Source organism: Bradyrhizobium sp. B124, assembly GCF_038967635.1.
Lineage (GTDB): Bacteria > Pseudomonadota > Alphaproteobacteria > Rhizobiales > Xanthobacteraceae > Bradyrhizobium.
Genome location: NZ_CP152413.1, coordinates 3,990,457 through 4,014,584, shown reverse-complemented (window position 1 = coordinate 4,014,584; position 24,128 = coordinate 3,990,457). Strand labels below are relative to the sequence as shown.

Genomic DNA, 24,128 nt, shown 5'->3' with positions numbered 1-24,128 from the left:
GCCCGCGGCGACATCTCATTTGTCGCGCGCGGGCCATTTCCAGACATGGGATTTCCAGACCTTGGATTTCCAGACCTGGGCTGGCTCAAATTCGGGCTGCGGTTTCCGACGGAGCTGCGGCTGCGGTTTCCGACGACGAGGTTTCGCCGTCGAGCCAATCCTGCTCCTTGGCCAGCGCGCGCCAGGCCGCCTCCATGCGCTTGAAGCGATTGTAGGTCGGCTCGTCGTCGGCGCGCTCGGCAAGCTGCGCGCAATTCTCCGCATTGTCGAGGAAGTGCTGCGATTGTTTCATGGAACGTCCTCCTGTTGATGGGGACGTGGGCCATCAAATCAGGCTATTCAACGCGTGGAACATTAGCATTTCGCCACACAGGTGAATGCCTGTTCAGCGAGGTTCCCTGCGCGATGTTCCGCATTCGCGCGGGAGCCTCTGCAGCAGGTGCGACATAGGAACGGTTTGTCGCACCCGACGTTCCTCCTCCACATTGCCACTCGAGGAGGAGAGACGTCATGAGAAAGTATCTGTTTGCCGCTGCCATGGTGACCGCGATCGCTTCGCCCGCATTCGCCGATGAAATCGGTGTTCGTGCCGGTCCCGTCGGCGCCGGCGTCACGGTCGGCGAGTCGCATGAATATCGCGACCGGGATCGTGACCGCACCACGGTGATCAGGGAGCGTGAGCCGCGCAGTGATCGGACCACGGTGATCAAGAAGCAGGACGAGTTCGGCAATCGCAGCAAGACCGTCATTCATCACGACGACGACTGATCCTGACCAAGGCCACGAGATCGTCCGCCGCTGACCTCGTCACGGCGGACTTTCCATATGCAGGTTGGCCTGCGCTGCTGCTAGGTGACCGGCGCCGGGTTGAACAGCGTCAGATCGTTATGAATGCCCCAGCGGTCCGACCACGGCTTGGTCCGGCCGCTCGCGACGTCGAGGATCAGGCGGAACAGGTCCCAGCCGGTTTCCTCGATCGTCTTCTCGCCGGTCGCGATGCAGCCGGCATCGAAATCGATCAGGTCCTTCCAGCGCCGCGCCAGCTCGCTGCGGGTCGCGACCTTGATGACGGGGGCTGCGGCAAGGCCATAGGGCGTGCCGCGGCCTGTCGTGAACACCTGCAAAGTCATGCCGGAGGCGAGCTGCAACGTGCCGCAGATGAAGTCGCTGGCCGGTGTCGCGGCGAACAGCATGCCCTTCTGCCGCGCCTTCTCGCCCGGCGACAGCACGCCCGCGATCGGGCCGGAGCCGGATTTCACGATCGAGCCCAGGGATTTCTCGACGATGTTGGCGAGCCCGCCCTTCTTGTTGCCCGGCGTCGTGTTGGCGCTGCGGTCGGCGCCGCCGCGGGCCAGATAGGCGTCATACCAGGCCATCTCGCGGATCAGCGCGCGGCCGACATCCTCGTTGACGGCGCGGCGGGTCAGAAGCTGGATTGCGTCGCGCACCTCGGTCACTTCCGAGAACATCACGGTCGCGCCAGCCCGCACCAAGAGGTCCGCGGCGAACCCGACCGCAGGATTTGCGGTGACGCCGGAGAACGCATCGCTGCCGCCGCATTGCAGGCCGATCACGAGATCGGCGGCCGGGCAGGTCTCGCGCGTGCGGGCGTTGAGCACCTTCAGCCGCGCCTCGGCCTGGGTCATGATGGCGTCGATGATGGCGCCGAAGCCGTCAAAGGCTTCGTCCTGCATCCGCACGATGGCGTCGCTGACGCCTTCCGGCACCAGCCGCTCCGGCGCGAGCTTCTCGCAGCCGAGGCCAATGACCAGGATCTCGCCGCCGAAATTCGGATTGAGCGCGAGGTTCTGCAGGGTGCGGATCGGCACAACGGCGTCGGGCGCCGTGATGGCGACGCCGCAGCCATAGGCATGCGTCAGCGGCACGACGTCGTCGACATTGGGATACTTCGGCAAGAGCTCGGCGCGGATGCGCTTGACTGCGTATTCCATCGTGCCCTTGACGCATTGCACGGAGGAGGAGATGCCGAGGATGTTCTTGGTGCCGACCGAGCCGTCGGGATTGCGAAAGCCTTCGAAGGTAAAACCTTCGAGCGGCGGCAGTGCCGACGGCACCGCGGTTGCGATCTCGAGCTGATCGAGCGGCGGCGCGTCGGGCATGCGGATGCGCGCCTCGTCGACCCATTCGCCGGCCAGGATCGGCGACAGCGCATGGCCGATCACCTCGCCATAGCGGATGATCGGCGCGCCCTCCGCGATGTCGTCTAGTGCGGTCTTGTGGCCCTGCGGCACGAAGGCGCGCAGCGTCAGGCCGCAGGCGAAGCGCGAGCCGGCTGGCAAGCCGAAATCATTCACGACGATCGCGACATTGTCGCGCGCGTTGAGCTTGATGTAGCGGGGCTCCTGCGCGCCGATCGACTGGTCCATGACGACTCCGGAAGTTTGTAGGGCGGGTTAGCCGAAGGCGTAACCCGCCATGTTTGATGTGCGGTGCCGATGGTGGATTACGCTGACGCTAATCCACCCTACGAACCTCAACCCGGGAACGTGTACGCCGTCTTCACCGTGGTGTAGAACTCGCGGGCATAGGCGCCCTGTTCGCGCGCGCCGTAGCTCGAGCCTTTGCGGCCGCCGAACGGCACGTGGTAATCGACGCCGGCGGTCGGCAGATTGACCATCACCATGCCGGCCTCGCTGTTGCGCTTGTAGTGCGAAGCGTATTTCAGGCTTGACGTGCAGATGCCCGAGGCGAGACCGAACTCGGTGTCGTTGGAGATCGCCAGCGCTTCCTCGTAATCCTTGGCGCGGATCACGCAGGCGACCGGGCCGAAAATCTCCTCACGGGCGATCCGCATCTGGTTGGTCGCCTCGGTGAACAGCGCGGGCTGCAGATAGAAGCCGGGCGTCTCGCGGTTCAGCAACTCGCCGCCCCAGTGCAGGCGGGCGCCTTCGTCCTGGCCGATCTTGATGTAGCGCAGGTCCTGGTCGAGCTGGCTCTGGTCGACGACAGGGCCGACATGCACGCCGCTCTTCAGCGCGTCATCCACCGAAAGGCCCTTCATCCGCTCGGTCATCGCGGCGACGAAGCGGTCGTGAATCCCCGCAGTGACGATCAGGCGCGAGGAGGCCGTGCAGCGCTGGCCGGTCGAGAAATAGGCGCCGTTGACGGCGACCTCGACCGCGACCTTGACGTCGGCGTCGTCGAGCACGACCAGCGGGTTCTTGCCGCCCATCTCGAGCTGGAACTTCTTCATCGGATTGGAGAGCACGCAGGCCTGCGCGATCTTGCGGCCGGTCTGCACCGAGCCGGTGAAGGAGATCGCGGCGACATCGGGATGTTCGAGAAGGGTCTGGCCGACTACCGAGCCCGAACCGACCACGAGGTTGAACACGCCGGGGGGAATACCGGAGCGCGCGATGATCTCGGACAGCGCGTGCGCGGAGCCCGGCACCAGCTCGGCCGGCTTGAACACCACTGAATTGCCGTAGCAGAGCGCGGGCGCGATCTTCCAGGCCGGGATCGCGATCGGGAAATTCCACGGCGTGATCATGCCGATGACGCCGACCGGCTCGCGCGTGATCTCGACATCGAGACCGGGCCGCACCGATGCGCCCTTCTCGCCCATCAGCCGCAGCGCCTCGCCGGCGAAGAACGCAAAGATCTGCCCGGCGCGCGCCACCTCGCCGATGCCTTCCGGCAGCGTCTTGCCTTCCTCGCGCGCCAGCAGGCGGCCCAGCTCTTCCTTGCGGGCGAGGATTTCGACGGAGACTTTGGTCAGTGCGTCAAAGCGCTCCTGCGGCGTCGAGCGCGCCCAGGCCGGGAAGGCGGCCTTCGCGGCGGCGATCGCCTTTTCGGTCTGCGCCTTGTCGGCCTTGGCGTATTCGCCGACCACGTCGGCCGTGTTGGAGGGGTTGATGTCCTGCGTAATGCCCGTTCCGTCGACCCATTCGCCGGCGATGAAGTTCTTCTGGTGAGCGGTCATGTTTCCAACCTTTCTTGTTAGCGCACGAGGCAGGGACGCTTGTCGTCGAAGGTCCAGCCGGGGATCAGGAACTGCATGGCCAGCGCATCGTCGCGGGCGCCGAGGCCATGCTGCTTGTATAGCGCGTTCGCCGCCTCGATGGCAGCGCGATCGAGCTCGATGCCGAGGCCCGGCCGATCCGGGATCGCGATCTTGCCGCCCTTGATCTGCAGCGGCTCCTTGGTCAACGCCTGGCCGTCCTGCCAGATCCAGTGAGTGTCGATCGCGGTCACCTTGCCGGGCGCCGCGGCGCCGACATGGGTGAACATCGCGAGCGAAATGTCGAAATGATTGTTGGAGTGCGAGCCCCAGGTCAGGCCGTTGTCGCGGCAGGTCTGCGCCACCCGCACCGAGCCCTGCATGGTCCAGAAGTGCGGATCGGCGAGTGGAATGTCGACCGCCCCGAGCCGAAGCGCATGCGAGAGCTGGCGCCAGTCGGTCGCGATCATGTTGGTCGCGGTCGGTAGCCCCGTGGCGCGGCGGAACTCGGCCATGATCTCGCGGCCGGAGAAGCCGGCCTCCGCGCCGCAGGGGTCCTCGGCATAGGCGAGCACGCCATGCATGTTGCTGCAAAGCCGGATCGCCTCGTCGAGCGACCAGGCGCCATTCGGATCGAGCGTGACGCGGGCCTTCGGAAAGCGCTTGGCGATCGCGGTGACGGCCTCGATCTCTTCTTCGCCCTTGAGCACGCCGCCCTTGAGCTTGAAATCGGCAAAGCCGTAATGCGCCTGCGTCGCCTCGGCGAGGCGCACGATCGCCTCCGGCGTCATCGCTGCCTGATGGCGCAGGTTGAACCAGTCCGCCTTGCCGGTCTCACCCTCGACGTAAGGAAGGCTGGTCTTCCTGCGGTCGCCGACGAAGAAGAGATAGCCGAGGGTCTCGACGCTCGTGCGCTGCTGGCCTTCGCCGAGCAGCGCTGCGACCGGAAGATTGAGATGCTGGCCGAGCAGATCGAGCAGCGCGGATTCCACCGCGGTAACTGCATGGATGGTAACGCGCAGGTCGAAAGTCTGCTTGCCGCGGCCGCCGGCGTCGCGGTCGGCGAAGGTCCGGCGCATCGACGCCAGGATGTTGTTGCAGGCGCCGATGGTCTGGCCGACGACGAGGTCGCGGGCGTCCTCGAGCGTCTTGCGGATCTTCTCGCCGCCCGGCACCTCGCCGACGCCGGTGTGGCCGGAATTGTCGGTGAGGACCACGAGGTTGCGGGTGAAGAACGGCGCATGTGCGCCGCTCAGATTGAGGAGCATGCCGTCGCGGCCGGCGACCGGGATCACCTCCATCGCCGTGACGACGGGGGCGCCGGCAAAGCCGGTGCGGATCGTGTCCTGAATCATCTGCTCCTCCCTTGGTCGTTGGCCGTCCGGCTTATTCCGCCGCCTGCTGGGTCGCGGCCTGCGGCAGCTTAGCCACCAGCGCCGCGAGCTCGGCGATCTCCTGCTCGGTGAGATCGGTGAGCGGCGGCCGCACCGGGCCGGAATGGCGGCCGATCACCTTCATGCCGGCCTTGATGATCGAGACCGCATAGCCCTTCTTGCGGTTGCGTATCGCGATCAGCGGCAGGATGAAATCCTTCAAGCCTGCATGGATGGTCTGATGATCGCGCCGGCGTACTGCCGCGTAGAACCTGATCGCGAATTCCGGCACGAAGTTGAACACCGCCGACGAATAGGTGGTCACGCCCATGTCGAGATAGGGCAGCGCGAAGGTCTCTGCCGTCGGCAGGCCGCCGATATAGGTCAGGCGGTCGCCGAGCCTGGTGTAGACGCGGGTCATCAGCTCGATGTCGCCGATGCCGTCCTTGTAGCCGACGAGGTTCGGGCAGCGCTCGCAGAGGCGCGCCAGCGTATCGGGCTGCAGGATCGCATTGTCGCGGTTGTAGACGATGACGCCGATCTTGACCGACGAACACACCGCCTCGACATGGGCGGCGAGGCCGTCCTGCTCGGCATGGGTGAGATAGGGCGGCAGCAGCAAGAGGCCATCGGCGCCGGCCTTTTCGGCGCCAACCGCGATCTCGCGCGCGATTGCGGTGCCGTAGCCGGTGCCGGCCAGCACGGGAACGCGGCCCTTGGTCTCTTCGACCGCGATCTTCACGACGTGCGGAACTTCAGACGGCGTCAGCGAGAAGAACTCGCCGGTGCCCCCGGCGGCGAACAGGCCGGCGACGTCATAGCCGCACAGCCAGTCCATGTTGGCGCGATAGGTCACCTCGTCGAACGAATAGTCCGGCTTGAACGGGGTCACGGGAAACGACAGGAGGCCGCCACCGATTCTCGCGGCCATTTCCTGAGGGGTCATCTTGCTCATGGCGCCACTCCTTGAATGATGTTGGGATCAGGGATGCGCGAGCAGCGCGCGTCCATGGCCGAATTCTTAGGGAATGCTTCGATGCGCGTCCAAGCCAAACGCGGTATCGAGCGATGCACAATCTGCATCAATCGCCGCGCAGATGCGGCGCGGCGATTTCGGTTGCGATCTCGATCAAGGACGGCAGCAACTGGTTCTCGTGATCGCGCCGCCACACCATGAACAGCTCGACCGGCACCGGCGTGCGCAGCTTCAGTGGCTTCAACTTGACGTCCGCGATCTTCAGGCTGGCGGCGGCCTCCGGCACGATCGCGATGCCGAGCCCGGCGCGCACCATCGCGAGGATCGAGTGGATCTGGCTGAGATGCTGCATATAGCGCGGCAGCACGTCGGCGCGCGTGAACAGCGACACCAGCAGATCGTGGAAGTAGCGCGCCTCATAGGGCGAATACATCACGAAGGGCTGGTCGTCGAAATCCTTGATGCTGACGGTCTCGGCCGCAGCCAGCGGATGCTTCTTCGGGATCGCGGCGAGCAGCGGCTCGGCCACAACGCGCCGGCTGGCGAATTCCGGCCGCGCGATCGGCGGGCGCAGCAGGCCGGCATCGATCTGGCCTGTGGTGAGCGCCTCGAACTGGTCGCCGGACACCATCTCCTTCAGGGAAAAATCGACTTCGGGCAGGCGGGAACGGGCGGCCGCGATCAGATCGGGCAGGAAGCCGTAGGCAGCGGCGGCCGTGAAGCCGATCTTGAGCGAGCCGGTCTTGCCGAGCGCGATGCGGCGAGCGACTTGCGCAGCGGATTCAGCGAGCTTGAGGATGCGCCGCGCCTCGGGCAGGAAGCTGCGCCCCGCCGGGGTCAGCCGCACCGAACGGCTGGTGCGCTCCAGCAGCGGCGCGTCGATGATGTGCTCGAGCACCTGGATCTGCCGACTCAGCGGCGGCTGTGTCATGTTGAGCCGCGCCGCGGCGCGGCCGAAGTGCAATTCCTCGGCCACCGTGACGAAACAGCGGAGCTGGTTCAGGTCGAACATCGATGCTAGCCTGGAATGGATCGCGCGAGGATTTGTACATTCTAGCATCGATGCCTCCCACTGGCCAAGAAGACAAACAAGAAGACAAAGGCGGCGGCCGAAGCCGCCGTTTTGGGTTTGTGCCCAACTCCATCCCCGTCTTTGCGAGCGAAGCGAAGCAATCCATCGCGCGGCATATGCGGAGCCATGGATTGCTTCGTCGCTGTCGCTCCTCGCAATGACGGGCGATAGACGTCGGCGGCCCGCTCAGGCCGCCTTCAGCTGCACCCGCTTGATCTCGCCGACGATGAACAGATAGGCGATCGCCGCGACCAGCGCGTTGGCGCCGACGAATACCAGCGCGCCGTTGAACGAGCCGGTGGCGGCGAGGATGTAGCCGATGATGATCGGCGTGGTGATCGAGGACAGATTGCCGAAGGTATTGAACAAGCCGCCGGAGACGCCGCCGGCTTCCTTCGGCGAGGTGTCGGAGACGACGGCCCAGCCGAGCGCGCCGATGCCCTTGCCGAAGAAGGCGAGCGCCATGAAGCCGACCACCAGCGCCTGGCTGTCGACGTAGTTGCAGGCGACGATCACCATCGAGAGCAGCATGCCGCCGACGATCGGGATCTTGCGCGCCATGGTCAGCGAGCCGGTGCGGCGCAGAAGGTAGTCCGAGATCACGCCGCCGAGCACGCCGCCGACGAAGCCGCACAGCGCCGGCAACGTCGCGACGAAACCGGCCTGCAGGATCGAGAGCCCGCGTTCCTTCACCAGATAGACCGGGAACCAGGTCAGGAAGAAGTAGGTCAGCGTGTTGATGCAGTACTGGCCGATATAGACGCCGAGCATCATGCGGTTGGCCAGCAGCTGGCGGATATGGCCCCAGCTCGGGCCGCTGTCCTGCGTCTTGCCGGCCTTCGCCGCATCCATGTCGACCAGCGCGCCGCCCCGCTTGATGTAGTCGAATTCGGCCTCGTTGATCCCGGGATGGTCCTTCGGCTCGTAGATCGTCTTGATCCAGGCGATGCCCATGATGATGCCGAGCCCGCCCATCACGTAGAACACGTGGCGCCAGCCGTATTCGTGCGCGATCCAGCCCATCAGCGGCGCGAAGATCACGGTCGCGAAATACTGTCCGGAGTTGAAGAACGCCGATGCGGTGCCGCGCTCATTGCCGGGGAACCAGGCCGCGACGATGCGGGCATTGGCCGGGAACGATGGCGCTTCGGCGAAGCCGACCAGGAAGCGCAGCCCGAACAGCAGGGCCACGGCCGCGCCCGCGGAGAGGAACCCGGTCAGACCCTGCATCGCGGTGAAGATCGACCAGACGATGATGCTGATCGCATAGACCCATTTGGAACCGTAGCGGTCGAGCAGCCAGCCGCACGGCACCTGCGCGATCACATAGGACCATCCGAACGCCGAGAACACGTAACCCATCGCGACGGGGTCGAGATGCAGTTCCTTGGAGAGGGCAGGGCCGGCGATCGAGAGCGTGGCGCGGTCGGCATAGTTCACGGTGGTGACGAGAAACAGCATCGTCACGATCAACAGCCGGACGCGGGATCGCCGCGCGTCCGTGGCGGACACAATTGCGCTCATTCGCGCCTCCTTAAGATTTCCTCGGGGTCTGTCCTAGAGAGATGACGGCAATGGGTCCAAGCCGAAACGGGTATTGATCGATACCGATTTTGAATGGATCGGCCCGGTGCGATGCCACCTTCGCCGCTCTTGCTTCGGTTCCCAATTAGTGTACTATAAGTACAGTTATTGAGCGCGCAGCGCCGCGCCTGCTGTTCGAGGTCGAATGCGCATGACCACGTCACGCGACTATGAGGTGTTCGAGGCAGGCGAGGTGACCTTGCAGGGCGGCGCGGTGTTTCCGCAGCTTGCGCTCGCCTACAAGACCTACGGCACGCTGAATGCGGCCAAGGACAACGTCATTCTCTATCCTACGTCGTTCGCGGCACAGCATTACGACATCGAATGGCTGGTGCGGCCGGGCGGGGCGCTCGATCCCGAGCGCTACTTCATCATCATCGCGAACCTGTTCGGCAACGGCCTGTCATCCTCGCCGTCGAATTCGAGCGAGCTGCTCGGCGGCGCACCGTTCCCAGCCTTCACCTATCATGACGCCGTCGCCATCCAGCGCCGGCTGCTGGTCGAGCGGTTCGGCGTGACCAAGCTCGCGCTGGTCTACGGCTGGTCGATGGGCGGCATGCAGGCCTATCACTGGGCCGCGCGCTATCCTGACATGGTGGAGCGCGCAGCGGTGGTCTGCGGCAGCGCGCGGTGCTCGCCTTACAATCATGTCTTCCTCGAAGGCGTGAAGGCCGCGCTGACCGCCGATCCCGCTTATCGGGATGGATACTTCGTCACCAAGCCGACAATGGGCCTTCGCGCGATGGGGCGCGTCTATGCCGGCTGGGCGATGTCGCACGAGTTTTTTCGCGAGGAATCCTGGCGCGACGCCGGCTTCAACTCGCTGGAAGACTACCTCGCGGGATCCTGGGACGGGGCCTTCGCGCGGCGCGATGCGAACAATCTGCTGGCGCAGATTGCGATCTGGCAGGCCGGCGATATCAGCCGCTGCGACGAATTCGGCGGTGACTTCGACCGCGCAATGGCGGCGATCAAGGCGCATGTGCTGCTGATGCCCGGCCGTACCGACCGCTACTTCGATCCGCGCGACAACGAGGACGAACTCGGCCGCCTGGTCAATGCCCGCTCCGCGGCGCTGCATCCGATCCGCTCGATCCACGGGCACCGCGCCGGCAATCCCGTCAACAACGCCGAAGACCGCGCCTTCATCAACGCCGAAATCTCGGCGCTCTTGCAACGCTGACAGGTGAGACGACCATGAGCACCGCAGAGACCAGTGATGCCGGACCCCGCCTGAAGCCGCTCAGCCCGCTGACCTTGCGCGACCTGTCGACCAAGTCGAACCTTGCCGGCGCGGTGCGTGCGGCCAGCCATTACGGGATGATCGCTGTTGTCGGCGCGTTGATCTCCTTGATCTCGTCGCGCTATGGTCTCGTGTGGGCGGTGCCGCTGATTGCCATCCAGGGCTATTTCGTCGCGTTCCTGTTCATGGTGGTGCACGAGACCGCGCACAAGACGGCGTTCCGCAGCCACGCGCTCAATCTTGTGGTTGGCAACCTGTCCGCCTTCATGATCGGATTGCCTTACCAATATTACTGCCTGTTTCACTGGGACCATCATCGCTACACCCAGGATCCGGAGAAGGACCCCGAGCTGATCGTCGGTCCCAAGCCTGTGTCGGACACCCAGCTCGCGATCGCCTATTCGGGACTGTTGCAGGTGCTGGTCCGGATCCGGCTGATGTTCCGGCATGCACTCACTGGGAAGGTGATCGTGCCGTGGATTCCGCAGCACAAGCGCGCCTCGATCGTGCAGGAGGCAAGGCTTTATCTCGCAGGTTATCTGCTGTTGCTCGCGGTATCGCTTGCGCTGCACAGGGCGATCCTGCTCTGGGTGTGGATCGTGCCGCTGCTCGCCGGTCAGCTCATCTTGCGCCCGTATCTTTATGCAGAGCACACCGGTTGCGAGCGGACGCGGAGTGCGTTCGAGAACACGCGCACCACGATGACCGGCCGGATCATGAAATGGTTCGCCTGGAACATGCCCTATCATGTCGAGCATCATGCCTATCCGACGGTGCCGTTTCATGCGTTGCCGAAGCTGAACGCCATCGTCGACGGCCACATCGTGTATCGCGGCAGCAACTACCGCGCCGTGACGCGCGAGACCTGGGCCTGGTTCCGCCGTCAGCGGCAGCGCTCTGCTTGATATTCACGCCTCGGCGTGCGGCCGCAGCACCAGATTGACGAGGTTACGGGCATAGGCCGGCGTCAGCGGCTTGATGCCGAAGACATAGCGATAGAACAGGCTGCCGTAGATCGCGTCATAGATATCGCCGGGGACGCCCGGCGCGCCGATGCTGCCGTCCTTCTGGCCGGCGGCGATGATTTCCAGCATCCTGGCGCGACGAAGGCCGAGGTAGCGCTCGTAAAACAATTCCGCCGTGCCGGTCTGCGAGATGCATTCCGAGATCACCGCGAGCTGCACCCGCCCGAACTCGCCCTGCAACGCCTCGACATAGGTCGCGACGTGGCGGCGGATGCGGGCCACCGGATGGCCCGCTTCAGGCAGCGGCACCGCGCGCGAGGCCTGGTCGAGGAAGGCATCGATCAGCAAGGCCTCGCGCGACGGCCACCATTTGTAGATCGTCATCTTCGAGACGTTGGAATGTCTGGCGATCGCGTCGATGGTGGTGGCGGCAAGGCCGGTGGTCGCCATCAGCGCATAGGCGCTGTGCAGGATCGCGGCCGTGGTCGCGGCAGAGCGCGGCCGGCCGCGCCGCCCCGCTGTCGTATCCTCCGTCTCCGCCTTGCTTCCCGCCATGGCCGGGATTCGTCTCCTGCGTGTTTGAATCATTGCGCTGCCTGCGGACATAGCATGAAATCGCGCGCTGTTTCAGATCATCGCCGCCGCTGGTACTGTACAACTCGCCAGCGAAGGCTCAGCTCAACTGCTCACCGAACAGGAGTATCCCGTGAAGGCCGTCTACAGTGATCTGCACCGCAGCCATGATCCGCAATTCTTCCTGGTCCGCGGTGTGGTCCAGCGCACCACCGAGCAGCCCGAGCGCGCCGACCGCCTGCTGGCGGGCCTGAAGGCCGGCAAGCACACGCTGATCGAGCCGACCAAATTCGGGCAGGGCCCGCGGGCGCGGGTGCACAGTCCGGAATATCTGAGCTTTCTCGCCGATGCCTGGGACGAATGGTCGGCGCTCGGCAATGCCGGGCCGGAGATGATCGCGAACATGCATCCGGTGCGCAACGCCGGCACCTATCCCACCCACATCGTCGGCAAGCTCGGCTGGCATACGGTCGACACCGCGGCTCCGATCGGACCCGGCACCTGGGCCGGCGCCTGCGCCTCGAGCGACGTCGCGGTCACCGCGGCGCAGATGGTGCTCGACGACGAGGACGCCGTCTACGCGCTGTGCCGTCCGCCCGGTCACCACGCCTATCGCGATCTCGCCGGCGGCTTCTGCTTCCTCAACAACAGCGCGATCGCGGCCGAGCATCTGCGCCAGAAGCACGAGCGCGTCGCGATCCTCGATGTCGACGTGCATCACGGCAACGGCACGCAGGGCATCTTCTACGAGCGGCCGGACGTCTTCACTGTCTCGATCCACGCCGATCCGTCGTTCTTCTACCCGTTCGTCTGGGGCTATGCGCATGAGCGCGGCGCGGGGGCCGGCCTTGGCACCAATCTCAACATTCCCCTCGCCAAGGGCACCGGCGACGACGATTACATCAAGGCGCTCGCGGCGGCCGAGAAGGCGATCCGTTCCTTCGCGCCGACCGCGCTCGTGGTCGCGCTCGGCCTCGACGCCTCCGAGAAGGACCCGCTCGCGGGCCTCGCCGTCACCACCGACGGCTTCCGCCGGATCGGCGAGGCGCTCGCCCGTTTCGGCCTGCCGACCGTGCTGGTGCAGGAGGGCGGCTATCTCTCCGACATCCTCGGTGCCAACCTGGCGGCGGTGCTCGGCGGATTCGAGGCCGCGCGCTAGCGCGGTTTCGAATGGCGTGGTGACCGGTTCGCGTGAAGAAAACCCGTCAAAAACAACAGTCTGGAGCATCGGTTGTGATGGATCAGGACCGATGCCCCTGCCGTGCGGCGCACAACAAGGCGTCGTGGAGCTGCGCCTTTGCAACCAATGCCGGATCATGCCGTTGGTATCCGGTGCTGGCCTATGACCTTGCCTGGCGGCATCGGCCGTCCCGGCGGGCAGCAACGCGAGGACGGCCATGAGCGATCTGCTTCGCATCGCCATCGTCGGTTTCGGGGAGATCGCGTGCCGGCAACACGTGCCTGCGATCGCGAAGACATCCGGCGCCGCACTCGTCGCGGTGGCCGATCCCGCCAAGGCCCCGTCCGGCCTGCCGCATTTCCGCGACTTGCAGGAGTTGTTGCGCGACGGGCCGGAGATCGATGCGGTTGCGCTGTGCACACCGCCGCAGGCGCGTCACGCGCAGGCCGCCGCTGCGCTTGCTGCTGGCAAGCACGTGCTGCTGGAGAAGCCGCCGGGCGCCACGTTAAGCGAACTCACGCCGTTGATCGCGGCCGCGGCCGAGGCGGGCCGGACATTGTTTGCGACATGGCATTCGCGCTACGCACCCGCGGTTGGACCGGCGCGGAAACTGCTCGCCGGCCGCACGATCAACAAGGTGACCATCATCTGGAAGCAAGACGTCCGCGTCTGGCATCCAGGCCAAGCCTGGATCTTCGAGGCCGGTGGCTTCGGCGTGTTCGATCCCGGCATCAACGCGCTGTCGATCCTGACTGAGATCCTGCCGTGTCCAGTCTTTGTCAGGAGCGCGATGTTGGACGTTCCTTCCAACCGGGAGGCGCCGATTGCCGCAGCAATCGAACTGTCCGATGAAAACGGCCTGCCGATCCACGCCGAGTTCGATTTTCGCCAGACTGGGCCGCCGAGCTGGGACATCCTGTGCGAGACCGAGGCCGGGCCTGTGACGCTGTCGAAAGGCGGACGGCAGCTGCGCGACGGCAACAGGTTGGTGGTCGATGCCACGGATGAGGAATATCCCGCGCTGTACCGCCGCTTCGTTGCGCTGACGTCGGACGGAAAATCCGACGTCGACCTCGCGCCCTTGCGGCTCGTCGCCGATAGCTTCATGCTGGGGCGACGGCGCCTTGTCGAGGCGTTCGGGGACTGACAATGACATCAGCCAACTTTGCTTGCGCGCCCTTCGGCAAATTGCCCGACGGCACCGTGGTCGAGCGCGTGACGCTGCGCGGCGAACACGGCTTCGAGGCCAGCATCCTTCCCTTCGGCGCCACGCTGCAAACGCTGCTCGTGCCCGATCGCGGCGGGCATTGCGACGACGTCGTGCTGGGTCACGACGAGTTCGACGGCTATCTCGCGCAGCGCAAATTCTTCGGCGCGACCATCGGGCGCTACGCCAACCGGATCGCCGGCGCGCGCTTCATGCTCGATGGCGAGACGGTGAAACTCGACGCCAACAACGGCCCCAACGCGCTGCATGGTGGCCTGCAGGGCTTTGATCGCAAGCTGTGGCGGATCGCCGAACTATCCGATCAACCGGGTCCGGCGCTGGTGCTGGAGCGCGAAAGCCCGCATGGCGAAGAGGGCTATCCGGGCAATCTTCAGACCCGCGTGACCTATCGCGTGCGCGCCCCGATGGAACTCGCGGTCACCTACGAGGCGACCACCGACCGGCCAACCTACGTCAATCTCACCAATCACAGCTTCTTCAATCTCGACAGCGCACGCTCGGGCACGCAGATCCTCGATCATAGGCTGACGATCGCGTCAGACCATTTCCTCGCGGTCGACGCCACCGCGATCCCGCTATCGGGGCCGCCGCGGCCGGTTGACGGCACGCCGTTCGACTTCCGCGAGCCCACCGCGATCGGTGCGCGGATCAGGATGAATGACGAGCAGCTGCGGCTCGGGCGCGGCTACGACCACAATTTCTGTCTGGCCTCCGGGACAGGCCTTCGCTTCGCCGCGCGCCTCGAGGCGCCGCTCAGCGGCCGCGTGATGGAGCTGTTCACCGATCAGCCGGGGCTGCAGTTCTATTCCGGCAATTTCCTCGACGGCTCGAGCGCCGGCAAGAGCGATCGGCTCTATCGCCAATCCGACGCGCTCTGTCTCGAGCCGCACGCCTGGCCGGATACGCCGAACCGGCCCGACTTCCCGTCGGCGCGGCTCGATCCCGGGCAGATCTATCGGCGAACTGCAATTTATCGATTTTCGACCATGTGAGTGACGCCATGACCGACCGTGCCGCCGAGCCGCTGATCGAACAGGTGCCGACATCCGTGCTGTCCGCCGAGCGCTGTCATCTCGGCGAGGGTCCGACCTATGACGCGGCGACCGATACCGCCTGGTGGTTCGACATCCGCGAGCGTCGCCTGTTCGAGCATCGTTTTGCAGGCGGCCGCACCGTGATTCACGAGCTGCCGAAGATGGCGAGCGCATTGGCGCGGATCGACGGCGAGCGGCAGCTGATCCTCACCGAGGATGGGCTTTACGTCCGGCAGGTCGCCAGCGGTTGCCTGGAGCTGTTCGTCGCACTCGAAGCCGACAATCCGGTGACGCGCTCCAATGATGCGCGCGTGCATCCGTCGGGCACCTTCTGGCTCGGCACAATGGGGCGTCAAGCCGAGCATGGTGCCGGTGCGATCTATGCGCTGCATCACGGCCGCGTCACGCGGCTCTATCCCGGGATCACGATCCCCAATGCGATCTGCTTCTCGCCCGCAGGCGACGTCGGCTATTTCGCCGATACCGCGACCAATGTGCTGCATCGCGTCCCGCTCGATCCATCGACGGGATTGCCGACCGGCGAGCCTGTCGACCTGATCAGACATCAAGGCACCGGCGGGCTCGACGGCGCGATCGTCGATGCCGACGGGATGATCTGGAACGCGCGCTGGGGCGGCGGCTGCGTCGATGTCTACGACCCCAGCGGTCGGCACCTGCGCTCGCTGAAGGTGCCGGCGAAGCAGTCGAGCTGCCCGGCCTTTGTCGGCCGCGATTTCGCGCGCGTGCTGGTCACCTCGGCCTGGCAGGACATGGACGAGGCCCAGCGCGCGGCCGATCCCGGCCACGGCCAAACCTTTCTGCTCAACGCCGCGGCGCGCGGCCGTGCCGAGCCCGACGTCAGACTGTCTTGAACGGGGCTCGCGGCCGCGTTGTTGACGCGACCTGAATATTTGGACGATAGTACAAATATGGTCCGTAAACCTGCCAAGTCCGGCGTGAAGGCCGATGCCAAGGTCGCCAGCACCCGCAAGCCGAACATGCGCGAGGCGATCCTCGCCGCGGCGGAGGAATTGTTCTCGACCTACGGCTTCAACGCCGTCTCGGTGCGCGACATCGCACAGGCCGCCGGCGCCAATCCCGGCAGCGTGACCTATCACTTCAAGACCAAGGACGGCCTGCTGCTGGAGATCTATCGGCGGCATTGCGGCCCGATGAACCGGCGGCGCTCCGAGCTGTTGGCGGCGGCGCGGCGGGTCCGCGATCTGCAGGACCGGCTGGAGGCGATCGTGCGCGCTTACGTGCTGCCGGCCTTCACCTCGGGCAGCGATCTTGCCGGCGGCGGGACGCGGTTCACGCGATTGCGCGCGATCATGTCGGCCGAGGGCAACGAAGTCGTGCGCAAGATCATCGCGCAGACCTTCGACGACACCAGCCATGCCTTCATCGACGCGATCCATGAAAGCCTGCCGCATATTCCGCGCACCGATCTGGTCTGGCGCGGTCACTTCCTGCTCGGCGCGCTCTACTACACGCTGGTGACGCCGGAGCGCGTCTCGCGCCTGTCGCGCGGCAGCGCCGACGGCACCGATGCCGGCCATGCCATCGAGGAGCTGGTGCGCGCGACGGTTGCCGCCCTGCAAGCTGCGCCGCTCGATCAACCAGCGCCTGTGCCGCGCAAGGCCGCAAGCGTGAATCCAGGGCGCGCGCTGACCTGACCCCGCGGAGTTCGTCGCCATGGAGAAACTTCGGCTGCGCACGGTGCTTGGCAATCATCCGCACGTCCAGGCGGTGAAGAGCGGCGAGCTGCGCTCGGAGCTGTTCGATCTCGATTTCACCGAGTTCACGCCGACCAACGCTGCGTTCAAGCCGATGGTGCGCGAGCAAGCGTTCGACGTCCGCGAGATGGCGGTGGTGACCTATCTGATGGCGAGGGCGCACGGCAAGCCGCTGGTGCTGTTGCCCGCCGCGATGGTCGGCCGCTTCCAGCATGGCCATGCGCTCTATCGCGCCGACCGCGGCACGCTCACGCCCGCCGATCTCGAAGGCAAACGGGTCGGCATCCGCTCGTTCACGACCACGACGGGCGCATGGATGCGCGGCATCCTTGCCAACGATCATGGCGTCAACCTCGACCGGATCGACTGGGTCACCTTCGAGGACCCGCATGTTGCGGAATATGTCGACCGCACCGAACGGGCGCCGAAGGGCAAGGCCATCATCCAGATGCTGAAGGACGGCGAGCTCGATGCCGTGCTGGGCGAGACCTCGAGCGATCCGGCGCTCAAGCCGTTGTTCGCCGATCCGGCCGCAGAGGCTGCGCGGTGGTACGCACGGTACGGCGTCGTGCCGGTCAATCATCTGGTGGTGGTGACGACGCAGCTTGCGACATCGCGCCCGGACGTGGTGCGCAGCCTCTACGAACTCCTCAAGCGCACCAAGGCGAACGCCGGTCCGCCTGATGTGCCGGACCTGCTGCCGTTCGGCGTCGAGGCGAACCGCATGCCGCTCGAACTGATGATCGACTATTGCGTCCTGCAGGCGCTGATCCCCCGGCGGATCACGGTCGACGAGCTGTTCGACGACACAACACGGGACTTGAACTGATGACAATCTCCAGCGATCCGCGGCAGTGGCAGGTCGGCATGCTCGGCTATGGAGAGGTCGGACGCATCCTCGCCGAGGACCTGCGCCAGCAGGGCGTCAAGGTCGCCGCCTACGACATCAAGCTCGACCGCGAGGAGGGCGCGCCGCTGCGTGCACACGCGGCGGAGACCGGCGTCACGCTCGCGCAGTCCCATGCCGATCTCGCGGCGCGGGCCGATTTCATCATCTCGGCGGTGACGGCGAGCCAGGCGGTGGCGGTGGCCGAGGCTTGCGCGCCCGCCATCCGGAGCGGCGCCTGGTTTCTCGATTTCAATTCCGCCTCGCCCGGCGCCAAGCAGCGCGCGGCGGCGCACATCGATGGCGCCGGCGGCCGTTATGTCGAGGGTGCGGTGATGACCTCGCTGCCGCCCTACCGGATCAAGGTGCCGCTGCTGCTCGGCGGCCGCGGTGCGCGCGAGCTGGCGCCGCTATTGGTAGCGCTCGGTTTCGCGGCGAAGGTCGCAAGCGATGAGCTTGGCGTGTCCTCGGCGGTCAAGATGTGCCGCAGTATCATGATCAAGGGCCTTGAGGCCATGGTGATCGAGAGTTTTACCACCGCACGCGCCTATGGCGTCGAGGATGCGGTGCTGGCCTCGCTCAAGGAGACCTTTCCAGGCATTGATTGGGAGAAGCAGGGCGCCTATTTCTTCCAGCGGGTGATCGAGCATGGCCGGCGGCGTGCCGAGGAGGTGCGCGAGGTGGCCGAGACCGTGCGCGAGGCCGGGCTCGCGCCATGGTCCGCGTCGGGGACCGCCGAGCGGCAGGGCTGGATCGCCGATCTTGCCGATGACGGCGTGTTTGGGCCCAAGGGAACGCCGGACTTCGCGCGCAGCGCCGATTGGCGCACCGAGGCGGACCGGATTCTCGCGCGCATCAAATCCTGAGTGCTGCGCGCGGAGAATCCGCCGCGTTTCCCTGCCGACGCGCAATGCGCTATTGCTCCGTGAACAGTTTTGGTCTGGAGGCACTCCCATGAAGAATTCCGGCAAGGTCGTCGCCATCACCGGAGCGGCGCGCGGTATCGGCAAAGCCTGCGCCGCGCGGTTCCTGTCCGATGGCGCCAGGGTCGTTATCTCGGATGTCGATGCTGCGGGGCTCGTCCACGCCGCCCAGGAGCTCGGACATGAGGATCGGTTGCGGGCCGTCGAGGCCGACGTCAGCAAGCGCGCCGATGTCGATCGCATCGTAGCTCACGCGGTGAAAGAGTTCGGCCGGCTCGACGTCATGGTCAATAATGCCGGCGTCGCGCGCAACCGCGACTTCCTCGATATCAGCGAGGCCGAATTCGACGACGTGATGGGGATCAACCTCAAGGGCGCGTTCTTCGGCGTCCAGGCCGCGGCGCGCCGGATGATCGCGCAGGGCGGTGGCGGCGTCGTCGTCAACATGTCCTCGGTCAACGCGCTGCTCGCGATCCCCTCGCTTGCGACCTATGCGATGTCCAAGGGCGCGATGAAGCAGCTCACCTCGGTGGCCGCGGTGGCGCTGGCGCCGCACGGCATTCGCGTCGTGGCGGTCGGACCCGGCACCATCCTGACCGAGATGGTGGCGACGGCGATCTTCTCGTCGGAGGACGCGCGGCGCAGCGTGCTGTCGCGCACCCCGGCCGGCCGTTGCGGCGAGCCGAGCGAGGTTGCCTCGGTCGTGGCGTTCCTCGCCAGCGACGACGCCTCCTACATCACCGGCCAGACCATCTATCCCGACGGCGGGCGGTTGATCCTCAACTACACGGTGCCGGTCAACGAGAAGAAGTAGGGGCAGGTTCAATCGCGAGCCCGCTGCCCAAAATATCGAAAACAACCCCATGCAAAGTAGCCGGCGGCTGCCGGCGTTCGACCAGGCTACTTGACGCGTCGGGCAAATCAGTAGTATTCTTCTATTATTCCGAAATTGTGCTGACGCCCTCACTTTGTTCGGTGTCATCACCCGCGCATGCGGGTGATCCAGTATTCCAGAGACCGCAGTGCTCGAGCCGAGAGGCTGCGGCGTACTGGATCGCCCGGTCGAGCCGGGCGATGACAGGTGAGGACGAGGACGCCGCTAGCGGCCCTTGAACTGCGGCTTGCGCTTTTCCATGAAGGCGTTGCGGCCTTCGCGGAAATCCGCGCTGTCCATGCAGTCGATGCCGATCTGCTTGATCGCGGCCATGTCGCGATCGGCGGGATCCTTCAGCACCTGCGCGATGGTGATCTTGGCGGCCTTGATCGCCAGCGGCGCGTTGCCCGAAATCGTGCGCGCGATCTCCATGGTCGCATCCCACAGCTCGGCATCCGGCAGCACGCGGTCGACGAGGCCGATCCGCAGCGCTTCCGCGGAGTCGATCCGCATGCCGGTATACATGATCAGCCGCGCCCAGGACGGGCCGACCAGCGACACCAGGTGGCGCAGCCCGTCATAGCCGTAGGCGATGCCGAGCTTGGCGGCGGGAATGCCGAACTGGCCGCTCGTGCCGGAGATGCGGATATCGGTCAGCATCGCGACCTGCATGCCGCCGCCGAGGCAGAAGCCGCGGATGCAGGCGATGGTCGGCTTCGGATAGTCGGCAAGCAGGGCGCGCTGGGCGGCGCTGCGCCGTGAATATTCCTCGGAGGCCTCGGCGTTGTGGCGGGTCTTCTCGAACTGGCTGATATCGGCGCCGGACACGAAGGCCTTGTCGCCCGCGCCGACCAGGATCACGACACGGACAGCCGGATCGTCGCGCAAGGCGGTCAGTGCCTCGCCGAGCCCCTCCCACATCTCCAGCGACATCGCATTGCGCTTGTCGGGATTGTTGAAAGTGATGACGCCGACGCCGTCGACCACGCTTTGCAGGATCTTGCCGTCGGCAAGCGACTTGTCTGAGATGGTTGGCATAGGAGAATCCGGTCTGATTTCGGCCAAGGCTAGGATCAAGGCTAGCACCCGGTTGCGAGCCGAGGCAGGCCGTTTGGAGCACGGCGCGATTGCAACGGCGTGCGGCAACTCTCCCGGTAGTTGTACGGCTCGCAAAATAAACACACCCGTAAGGGTTGCGCCATAGAGTGCGCCGCCCGCGCTCTGTCCCGGCTTAACTTTTTCCCTGGTGTTTCGACGGTACGACTGTACGCACCTGCGCGCCAGGACGATGCGCGACGCGCTGGGACGCAACCCGCGGCCTTCCCGCTGCAATCGCGTCGGTAACGGAAGTCCCCGCCACCAGACCGGCCGCCGATGTCGGTCAACCCCAGACCTCCGTGCACTCAGATCGCCTCGGGCGAGGTCCAGTCGTGTCTGTCGAAAAGTTTCTCAAGCAACGCGCGGTCAGGATCATCGTCAACGGCAGCTACACGCTGCCGAACTGGTACGATGCGCAGGGCAAGCTGCGCAGCTTCGCCTGCCGCACCACGCGCGTCTCGCCGTTCCGGATGATCGTGGACGTGCCTGTTGTCGGCAAGGTCGGCGACTGGCTGACCTCGTACTTCGAGGAGTTCGGCAAGTTCGAAGGCTGCATCACCGACACGATGAGCGGCAGCTTCCTGCTCGAGCTCGAGATGACGCATGCCAGGCGCGAGAAGTTCGCCGACAAGTTGACCTGGATCGAGAAGAAGCAGAAGGATCCGAGCGTATTGGCGATATTTCCGCGTACCATGGTGACCTATTCTTGGGCGGCCTGAAGGCGCAAACCTTTATAACTCGCGAATTTGATGCACTAGGTTCTGATATTGTCTCCGAGTACGCTTCTGACGCGTTGGCGCCGTTCGCGAAGGCGACAGCTCACGTTCTTGACCGCACTGGACGCGAATCAGAAATCCTCGCCCGGCTCGAAAGGATGTGGGTAACCTCCATTGCTCGGCTCTGCATAGGGCTGCGGCAGCGTGGGACCGGGGGAGCATTTCTGCTAACACCGAAGCCAATCAAGCGCATGCTGCAAGTTAAGACTCAGCTTGCGTATCCGCGCTTGGGTGACGCTGCGATCCTTCGCGTATTAGAAGAGCGGCATTTATGGGAAGTTGGAACTGTGAGGCGTGCATTCACGGACAAAAACGCGCCAGTTCCAGCAAGCTTGGTAAGACGGCTTTCGCTGGCTGAAGCGGATGCGGAAGATAGAGAAGAAGAAATGACCGGCGCGGTTAAGCTGATTGCTTCTTTAGCTGCAGTCGACGGGCTGGTCCTGATGACTCCAACACTTTCAGTGTCGGGCTTTGGTGTGAAGATCGGTTCAACACCGAATGTTGCAGCGGTCTATGACGGCGCAAGTTTCTCCCGTCGAGGAACTCGCGCGCGGAAAATCGATCCTTCAAAGTCCGGAACGCACATGGATCTATGCTCCGTTACTGCACACAAGATCGCAAGGCTCTTGGCATCGTTGTGTCCCAAGATGGGTATGTACGCTTAATCATAACTGTCCGAAACAGCTTGTTGTTCTGGGACAACCTCAAACTGTTGGATCACGAGGATTTTTCTCGTCAAGAAGCTTCACACAGGAAATCTAGGCGCGAGTCTCGCAGTCGCGGTTGGAAATCTTTGGGACTAGGATACACGGACCTTCCGAAGACCATTAATGATTTAATGAAGGCGGCGTCTGGGCGTAAAAAAAGCTAAGACGTTAGCAACCGAACAGAGCATGAAATCATCGGGAAATGTGGGCCGGGCGTCCGGTTTGCCCGACTTTGTCTATCATCGCATCAATCAACGCGATGATCAGTCGTGCTTAGCTAGGGCGTGTACATCATAAATTCGTCACGTCCGCTTCGGTCTCGGAAGCTGACGTCGAAACCGACGTCGCTGCATGTCGGCCTTGGGCCAAGAGGCAACATTGTAGATCAGCCCGAACGTGACCTGAAAGGCGCGTCCTTAGCGTTTGCGTCATCATAGAGGCGGCAGAAGAATTGACGCCGCGCCATGGCAGCTTGTAACAGTCCTCGCTTTAAGGGCAGCTTGGAGAATTGCACTTTGATGCGGTTCAGAAGGTTAATCGTCGTTTTAGGTGTCCTCCTCGTGTCGGTGGGCGCCGTAGTGCTCGGACGTAGGGTCTATGTTGAGGCGTTCGGCAGCGATGAGATGGATTACCGCGGCGAGAAGATCCGACTGTCAAAGAAGTATGTCGATTACGACGACTACAAGAACGATCCGGCCAACCTTGCAGCATCGGAGATTCCGCGCGTTGAGAAGCTCATGACAGATGCGCAGGTTGGCCCGGATTTCGCGGACTGGCACGACGTCGCGCATCAGCTCAGCAACATCAAGTTTCCGGGCTACGGCATGGCAAGCGGTGCAAACGTTGTCGCCGCCGGACGAGAGTTTGCCGTCCGATCCATGGAAATCCCGCAAGTCGCGAAGGAACGCTATTTCGTTCTCGAAAAGCTGGCAGAGGGGAGGTTCCGTCTGGCTGATGATTTCGTGACCCGGCGCGACCCTGGGTCGGCTTTTGCCCCGATATCCTCCATTCACCTCGTCGACGACAGACTGGTTTATGCCGACCGCAATGGCAGGGTTGTCCGCGAGACGCCTGTAGCACACTGAGAGGCCGCGTTCATTCCATCTACCGCTCACAAGGAATGGAGTCCGCTTCGGGTCAAAAGGCGACATCCTTGCGGTCGGGGCTGCGAGTCCGCTTTACCTCTCGAAAGCGGACGTCCTGGATTTATGAGTATGCGCCCTACGTCAGCTGTTCCGGATCTTCGGCCGCGCGCAGCCGCGCGATGCTGCCTTCGGTCGCGTCTGCGCCTGCCGCTGCGATCGCGATTTCGCGCGCAAGGTTGGTGCATTCGGCCCACAGCAGGAAGAACACCAGCGGTGGCCGCTCGCGCGCCTCCAGCATCTGCCGGCAGCGCTCGGCGGCGCCGTCGAGCGCCCACCACTGCCGGGCGACGACCATGACCTTGCGGAAGCTGCGCAGTGTGCCGGAGAATTTCTGCGGATCGGCACCCACGATGGCGCCGCAATGGTTCAGCCAGTTCAGCGCCGCATAGATCGCGATGCCGTAGTCCTCGATCGACGTTCCCGTGAAATCGACGACGGTGTTGTCATGCGCGCGCTGGCGCAGGAAGGCGTCGATCATCTCGGCCTGGCGCGCCGGATCGACCAGCAGCGAGGTGTCTTTCCGCGGCACCATGGGGACGTAGCGCATCGCCTCGAGCCGCGTGTGCTCCCAGATCGCCCTGACATCGCCGAGCAGGTCGCCGGGCTTGCGCTTGCAGGCCGGATAGACCAGCACGCCGTTGTCGGCGAGATCGAGATAGCGCGGCACCACCTTGTCGAGCGCGGCGAGAAAAGCGCAGGGATCGGTGAGGCCGCGCAAGTCGCTGGCGGCGTCGTCCGTCTGTGCAGGCTTGTTGCCGCGTGTCCAGCCGAAATTGGCCATCCCCGGACGCCCC

23 protein-coding genes and 1 pseudogene are annotated in these 24,128 nt (G+C 64.7%); 14 read left to right on the top strand and 10 right to left on the bottom strand.

Annotated features, from left to right (window positions below):
• Nucleotides 1-85 precede the first annotated feature (85 nt).
• Nucleotides 86-292: a hypothetical protein gene (locus AAFG13_RS19300; RefSeq protein WP_212315728.1), complete on the bottom strand. Its 207-nt coding sequence runs from the start codon at nt 290-292 to the stop codon at nt 86-88.
• Nucleotides 293-510: 218 nt separating this feature from the next.
• On the opposite strand from AAFG13_RS19300, the gene AAFG13_RS19295 reads away from it, so the two are divergent.
• Nucleotides 511-768, top strand: coding sequence for a hypothetical protein (locus AAFG13_RS19295; protein ID WP_212315726.1), 258 nt, complete (start codon nt 511-513; stop codon nt 766-768).
• Between the two features lie 80 nt (nt 769-848).
• Here the strand turns inward: AAFG13_RS19295 and garD are convergent, their stop codons facing one another.
• The 6 genes from garD to AAFG13_RS19265 form a co-directional block, all read right to left on the bottom strand.
• On the bottom strand, nt 849-2,387 hold the full coding sequence (gene garD / locus AAFG13_RS19290) for a galactarate dehydratase (protein WP_342713009.1): 1,539 nt from the start codon (nt 2,385-2,387) through the stop codon (nt 849-851).
• A 107-nt stretch (nt 2,388-2,494) separates the two neighbouring features.
• Complete coding sequence (locus tag AAFG13_RS19285; RefSeq protein ID WP_342713008.1) at nt 2,495-3,943, bottom strand: aldehyde dehydrogenase family protein; 1,449 nt, start codon at nt 3,941-3,943, stop codon at nt 2,495-2,497.
• Between the two features lie 17 nt (nt 3,944-3,960).
• Nucleotides 3,961-5,316, bottom strand: a complete 1,356-nt coding sequence (gudD, locus tag AAFG13_RS19280; RefSeq protein ID WP_342713007.1) for a glucarate dehydratase — start codon at nt 5,314-5,316, stop codon at nt 3,961-3,963.
• A gap of 31 nt (nt 5,317-5,347) precedes the next feature.
• Complete coding sequence (gene kdgD / locus AAFG13_RS19275) at nt 5,348-6,289, bottom strand: 5-dehydro-4-deoxyglucarate dehydratase (protein ID WP_212315719.1); 942 nt, start codon at nt 6,287-6,289, stop codon at nt 5,348-5,350.
• A 127-nt stretch (nt 6,290-6,416) separates the two neighbouring features.
• The gene (locus AAFG13_RS19270) at nt 6,417-7,322 is read right to left on the bottom strand and encodes a LysR substrate-binding domain-containing protein (protein WP_342713006.1); all 906 of its coding nucleotides are present in this window, start codon (nt 7,320-7,322) and stop codon (nt 6,417-6,419) included.
• 246 nt (nt 7,323-7,568) lie between these two features.
• On the bottom strand, nt 7,569-8,906 hold the full coding sequence (locus AAFG13_RS19265; protein WP_342713005.1) for an MFS transporter: 1,338 nt from the start codon (nt 8,904-8,906) through the stop codon (nt 7,569-7,571).
• Nucleotides 8,907-9,117: 211 nt separating this feature from the next.
• Between AAFG13_RS19265 and AAFG13_RS19260 the strand changes: the two genes are divergently transcribed.
• Entirely contained in the window at nt 9,118-10,149 is a 1,032-nt protein-coding gene (locus AAFG13_RS19260) for an alpha/beta fold hydrolase (protein ID WP_342713004.1), read from the top strand.
• Nucleotides 10,150-10,163: 14 nt separating this feature from the next.
• On the top strand, nt 10,164-11,114 hold the full coding sequence (locus tag AAFG13_RS19255; protein ID WP_342713002.1) for a fatty acid desaturase: 951 nt from the start codon (nt 10,164-10,166) through the stop codon (nt 11,112-11,114).
• 3 nt (nt 11,115-11,117) lie between these two features.
• Here the strand turns inward: AAFG13_RS19255 and AAFG13_RS19250 are convergent, their stop codons facing one another.
• Complete coding sequence (locus tag AAFG13_RS19250; protein ID WP_212315710.1) at nt 11,118-11,729, bottom strand: TetR/AcrR family transcriptional regulator; 612 nt, start codon at nt 11,727-11,729, stop codon at nt 11,118-11,120.
• A 151-nt stretch (nt 11,730-11,880) separates the two neighbouring features.
• On the opposite strand from AAFG13_RS19250, the gene AAFG13_RS19245 reads away from it, so the two are divergent.
• The 8 genes from AAFG13_RS19245 (at nt 11,881) to AAFG13_RS19210 (ending at nt 19,548) form a co-directional block, all read left to right on the top strand.
• Nucleotides 11,881-12,906, top strand: a complete 1,026-nt coding sequence (locus tag AAFG13_RS19245; RefSeq protein WP_342713001.1) for a histone deacetylase family protein — start codon at nt 11,881-11,883, stop codon at nt 12,904-12,906.
• Nucleotides 12,907-13,144: 238 nt separating this feature from the next.
• On the top strand, nt 13,145-14,074 hold the full coding sequence (locus AAFG13_RS19240; protein ID WP_342713000.1) for a Gfo/Idh/MocA family oxidoreductase: 930 nt from the start codon (nt 13,145-13,147) through the stop codon (nt 14,072-14,074).
• Nucleotides 14,075-14,076: 2 nt separating this feature from the next.
• Nucleotides 14,077-15,147, top strand: a complete 1,071-nt coding sequence (locus tag AAFG13_RS19235) for an aldose epimerase family protein (RefSeq protein WP_342712999.1) — start codon at nt 14,077-14,079, stop codon at nt 15,145-15,147.
• Nucleotides 15,148-15,182: 35 nt separating this feature from the next.
• Nucleotides 15,183-16,061 carry an SMP-30/gluconolactonase/LRE family protein gene (locus tag AAFG13_RS19230; RefSeq protein ID WP_342713359.1) on the top strand — a complete coding sequence of 293 codons (879 nt, stop codon included), beginning with the start codon at nt 15,183-15,185 and terminating at the stop codon, nt 16,059-16,061.
• Nucleotides 16,062-16,118: 57 nt separating this feature from the next.
• Nucleotides 16,119-16,865, top strand: coding sequence for a TetR family transcriptional regulator (locus AAFG13_RS19225; protein ID WP_212315705.1), 747 nt, complete (start codon nt 16,119-16,121; stop codon nt 16,863-16,865).
• A 19-nt stretch (nt 16,866-16,884) separates the two neighbouring features.
• On the top strand, nt 16,885-17,754 hold the full coding sequence (locus AAFG13_RS19220; protein WP_342712998.1) for an ABC transporter substrate-binding protein: 870 nt from the start codon (nt 16,885-16,887) through the stop codon (nt 17,752-17,754).
• The gene (locus tag AAFG13_RS19215) at nt 17,754-18,677 is read left to right on the top strand and encodes a DUF1932 domain-containing protein (protein ID WP_342712997.1); all 924 of its coding nucleotides are present in this window, start codon (nt 17,754-17,756) and stop codon (nt 18,675-18,677) included. The genes AAFG13_RS19220 and AAFG13_RS19215 overlap by 1 nt, the downstream gene beginning before the upstream one ends.
• Before the next feature lie 88 nt (nt 18,678-18,765).
• The gene (locus AAFG13_RS19210; protein WP_342712996.1) at nt 18,766-19,548 is read left to right on the top strand and encodes an SDR family oxidoreductase; all 783 of its coding nucleotides are present in this window, start codon (nt 18,766-18,768) and stop codon (nt 19,546-19,548) included.
• Between the two features lie 285 nt (nt 19,549-19,833).
• On the opposite strand, the gene AAFG13_RS19205 is transcribed toward AAFG13_RS19210, so the two are convergent.
• Nucleotides 19,834-20,646, bottom strand: coding sequence for an enoyl-CoA hydratase (locus AAFG13_RS19205; RefSeq protein WP_212315701.1), 813 nt, complete (start codon nt 20,644-20,646; stop codon nt 19,834-19,836).
• 392 nt (nt 20,647-21,038) lie between these two features.
• Here AAFG13_RS19205 and AAFG13_RS19200 point away from each other — a divergent pair.
• From AAFG13_RS19200 to AAFG13_RS19190, 3 genes and pseudogenes are all read left to right on the top strand, one after another.
• Nucleotides 21,039-21,377 (top strand): annotated as a pseudogene (locus AAFG13_RS19200) (PilZ domain-containing protein); the annotation flags it as partial.
• A gap of 35 nt (nt 21,378-21,412) precedes the next feature.
• Nucleotides 21,413-22,147, top strand: coding sequence for a hypothetical protein (locus AAFG13_RS19195; RefSeq protein ID WP_342712995.1), 735 nt, complete (start codon nt 21,413-21,415; stop codon nt 22,145-22,147).
• 560 nt (nt 22,148-22,707) lie between these two features.
• A complete protein-coding gene (locus tag AAFG13_RS19190) occupies nt 22,708-23,274 on the top strand; it encodes a hypothetical protein (RefSeq protein WP_342712994.1) in 567 nt (188 codons plus the stop codon).
• A gap of 136 nt (nt 23,275-23,410) precedes the next feature.
• Here the strand turns inward: AAFG13_RS19190 and AAFG13_RS19185 are convergent, their stop codons facing one another.
• Entirely contained in the window at nt 23,411-24,115 is a 705-nt protein-coding gene (locus AAFG13_RS19185) for a hypothetical protein (RefSeq protein WP_342712993.1), read from the bottom strand.
• Nucleotides 24,116-24,128 lie beyond the last annotated feature (13 nt).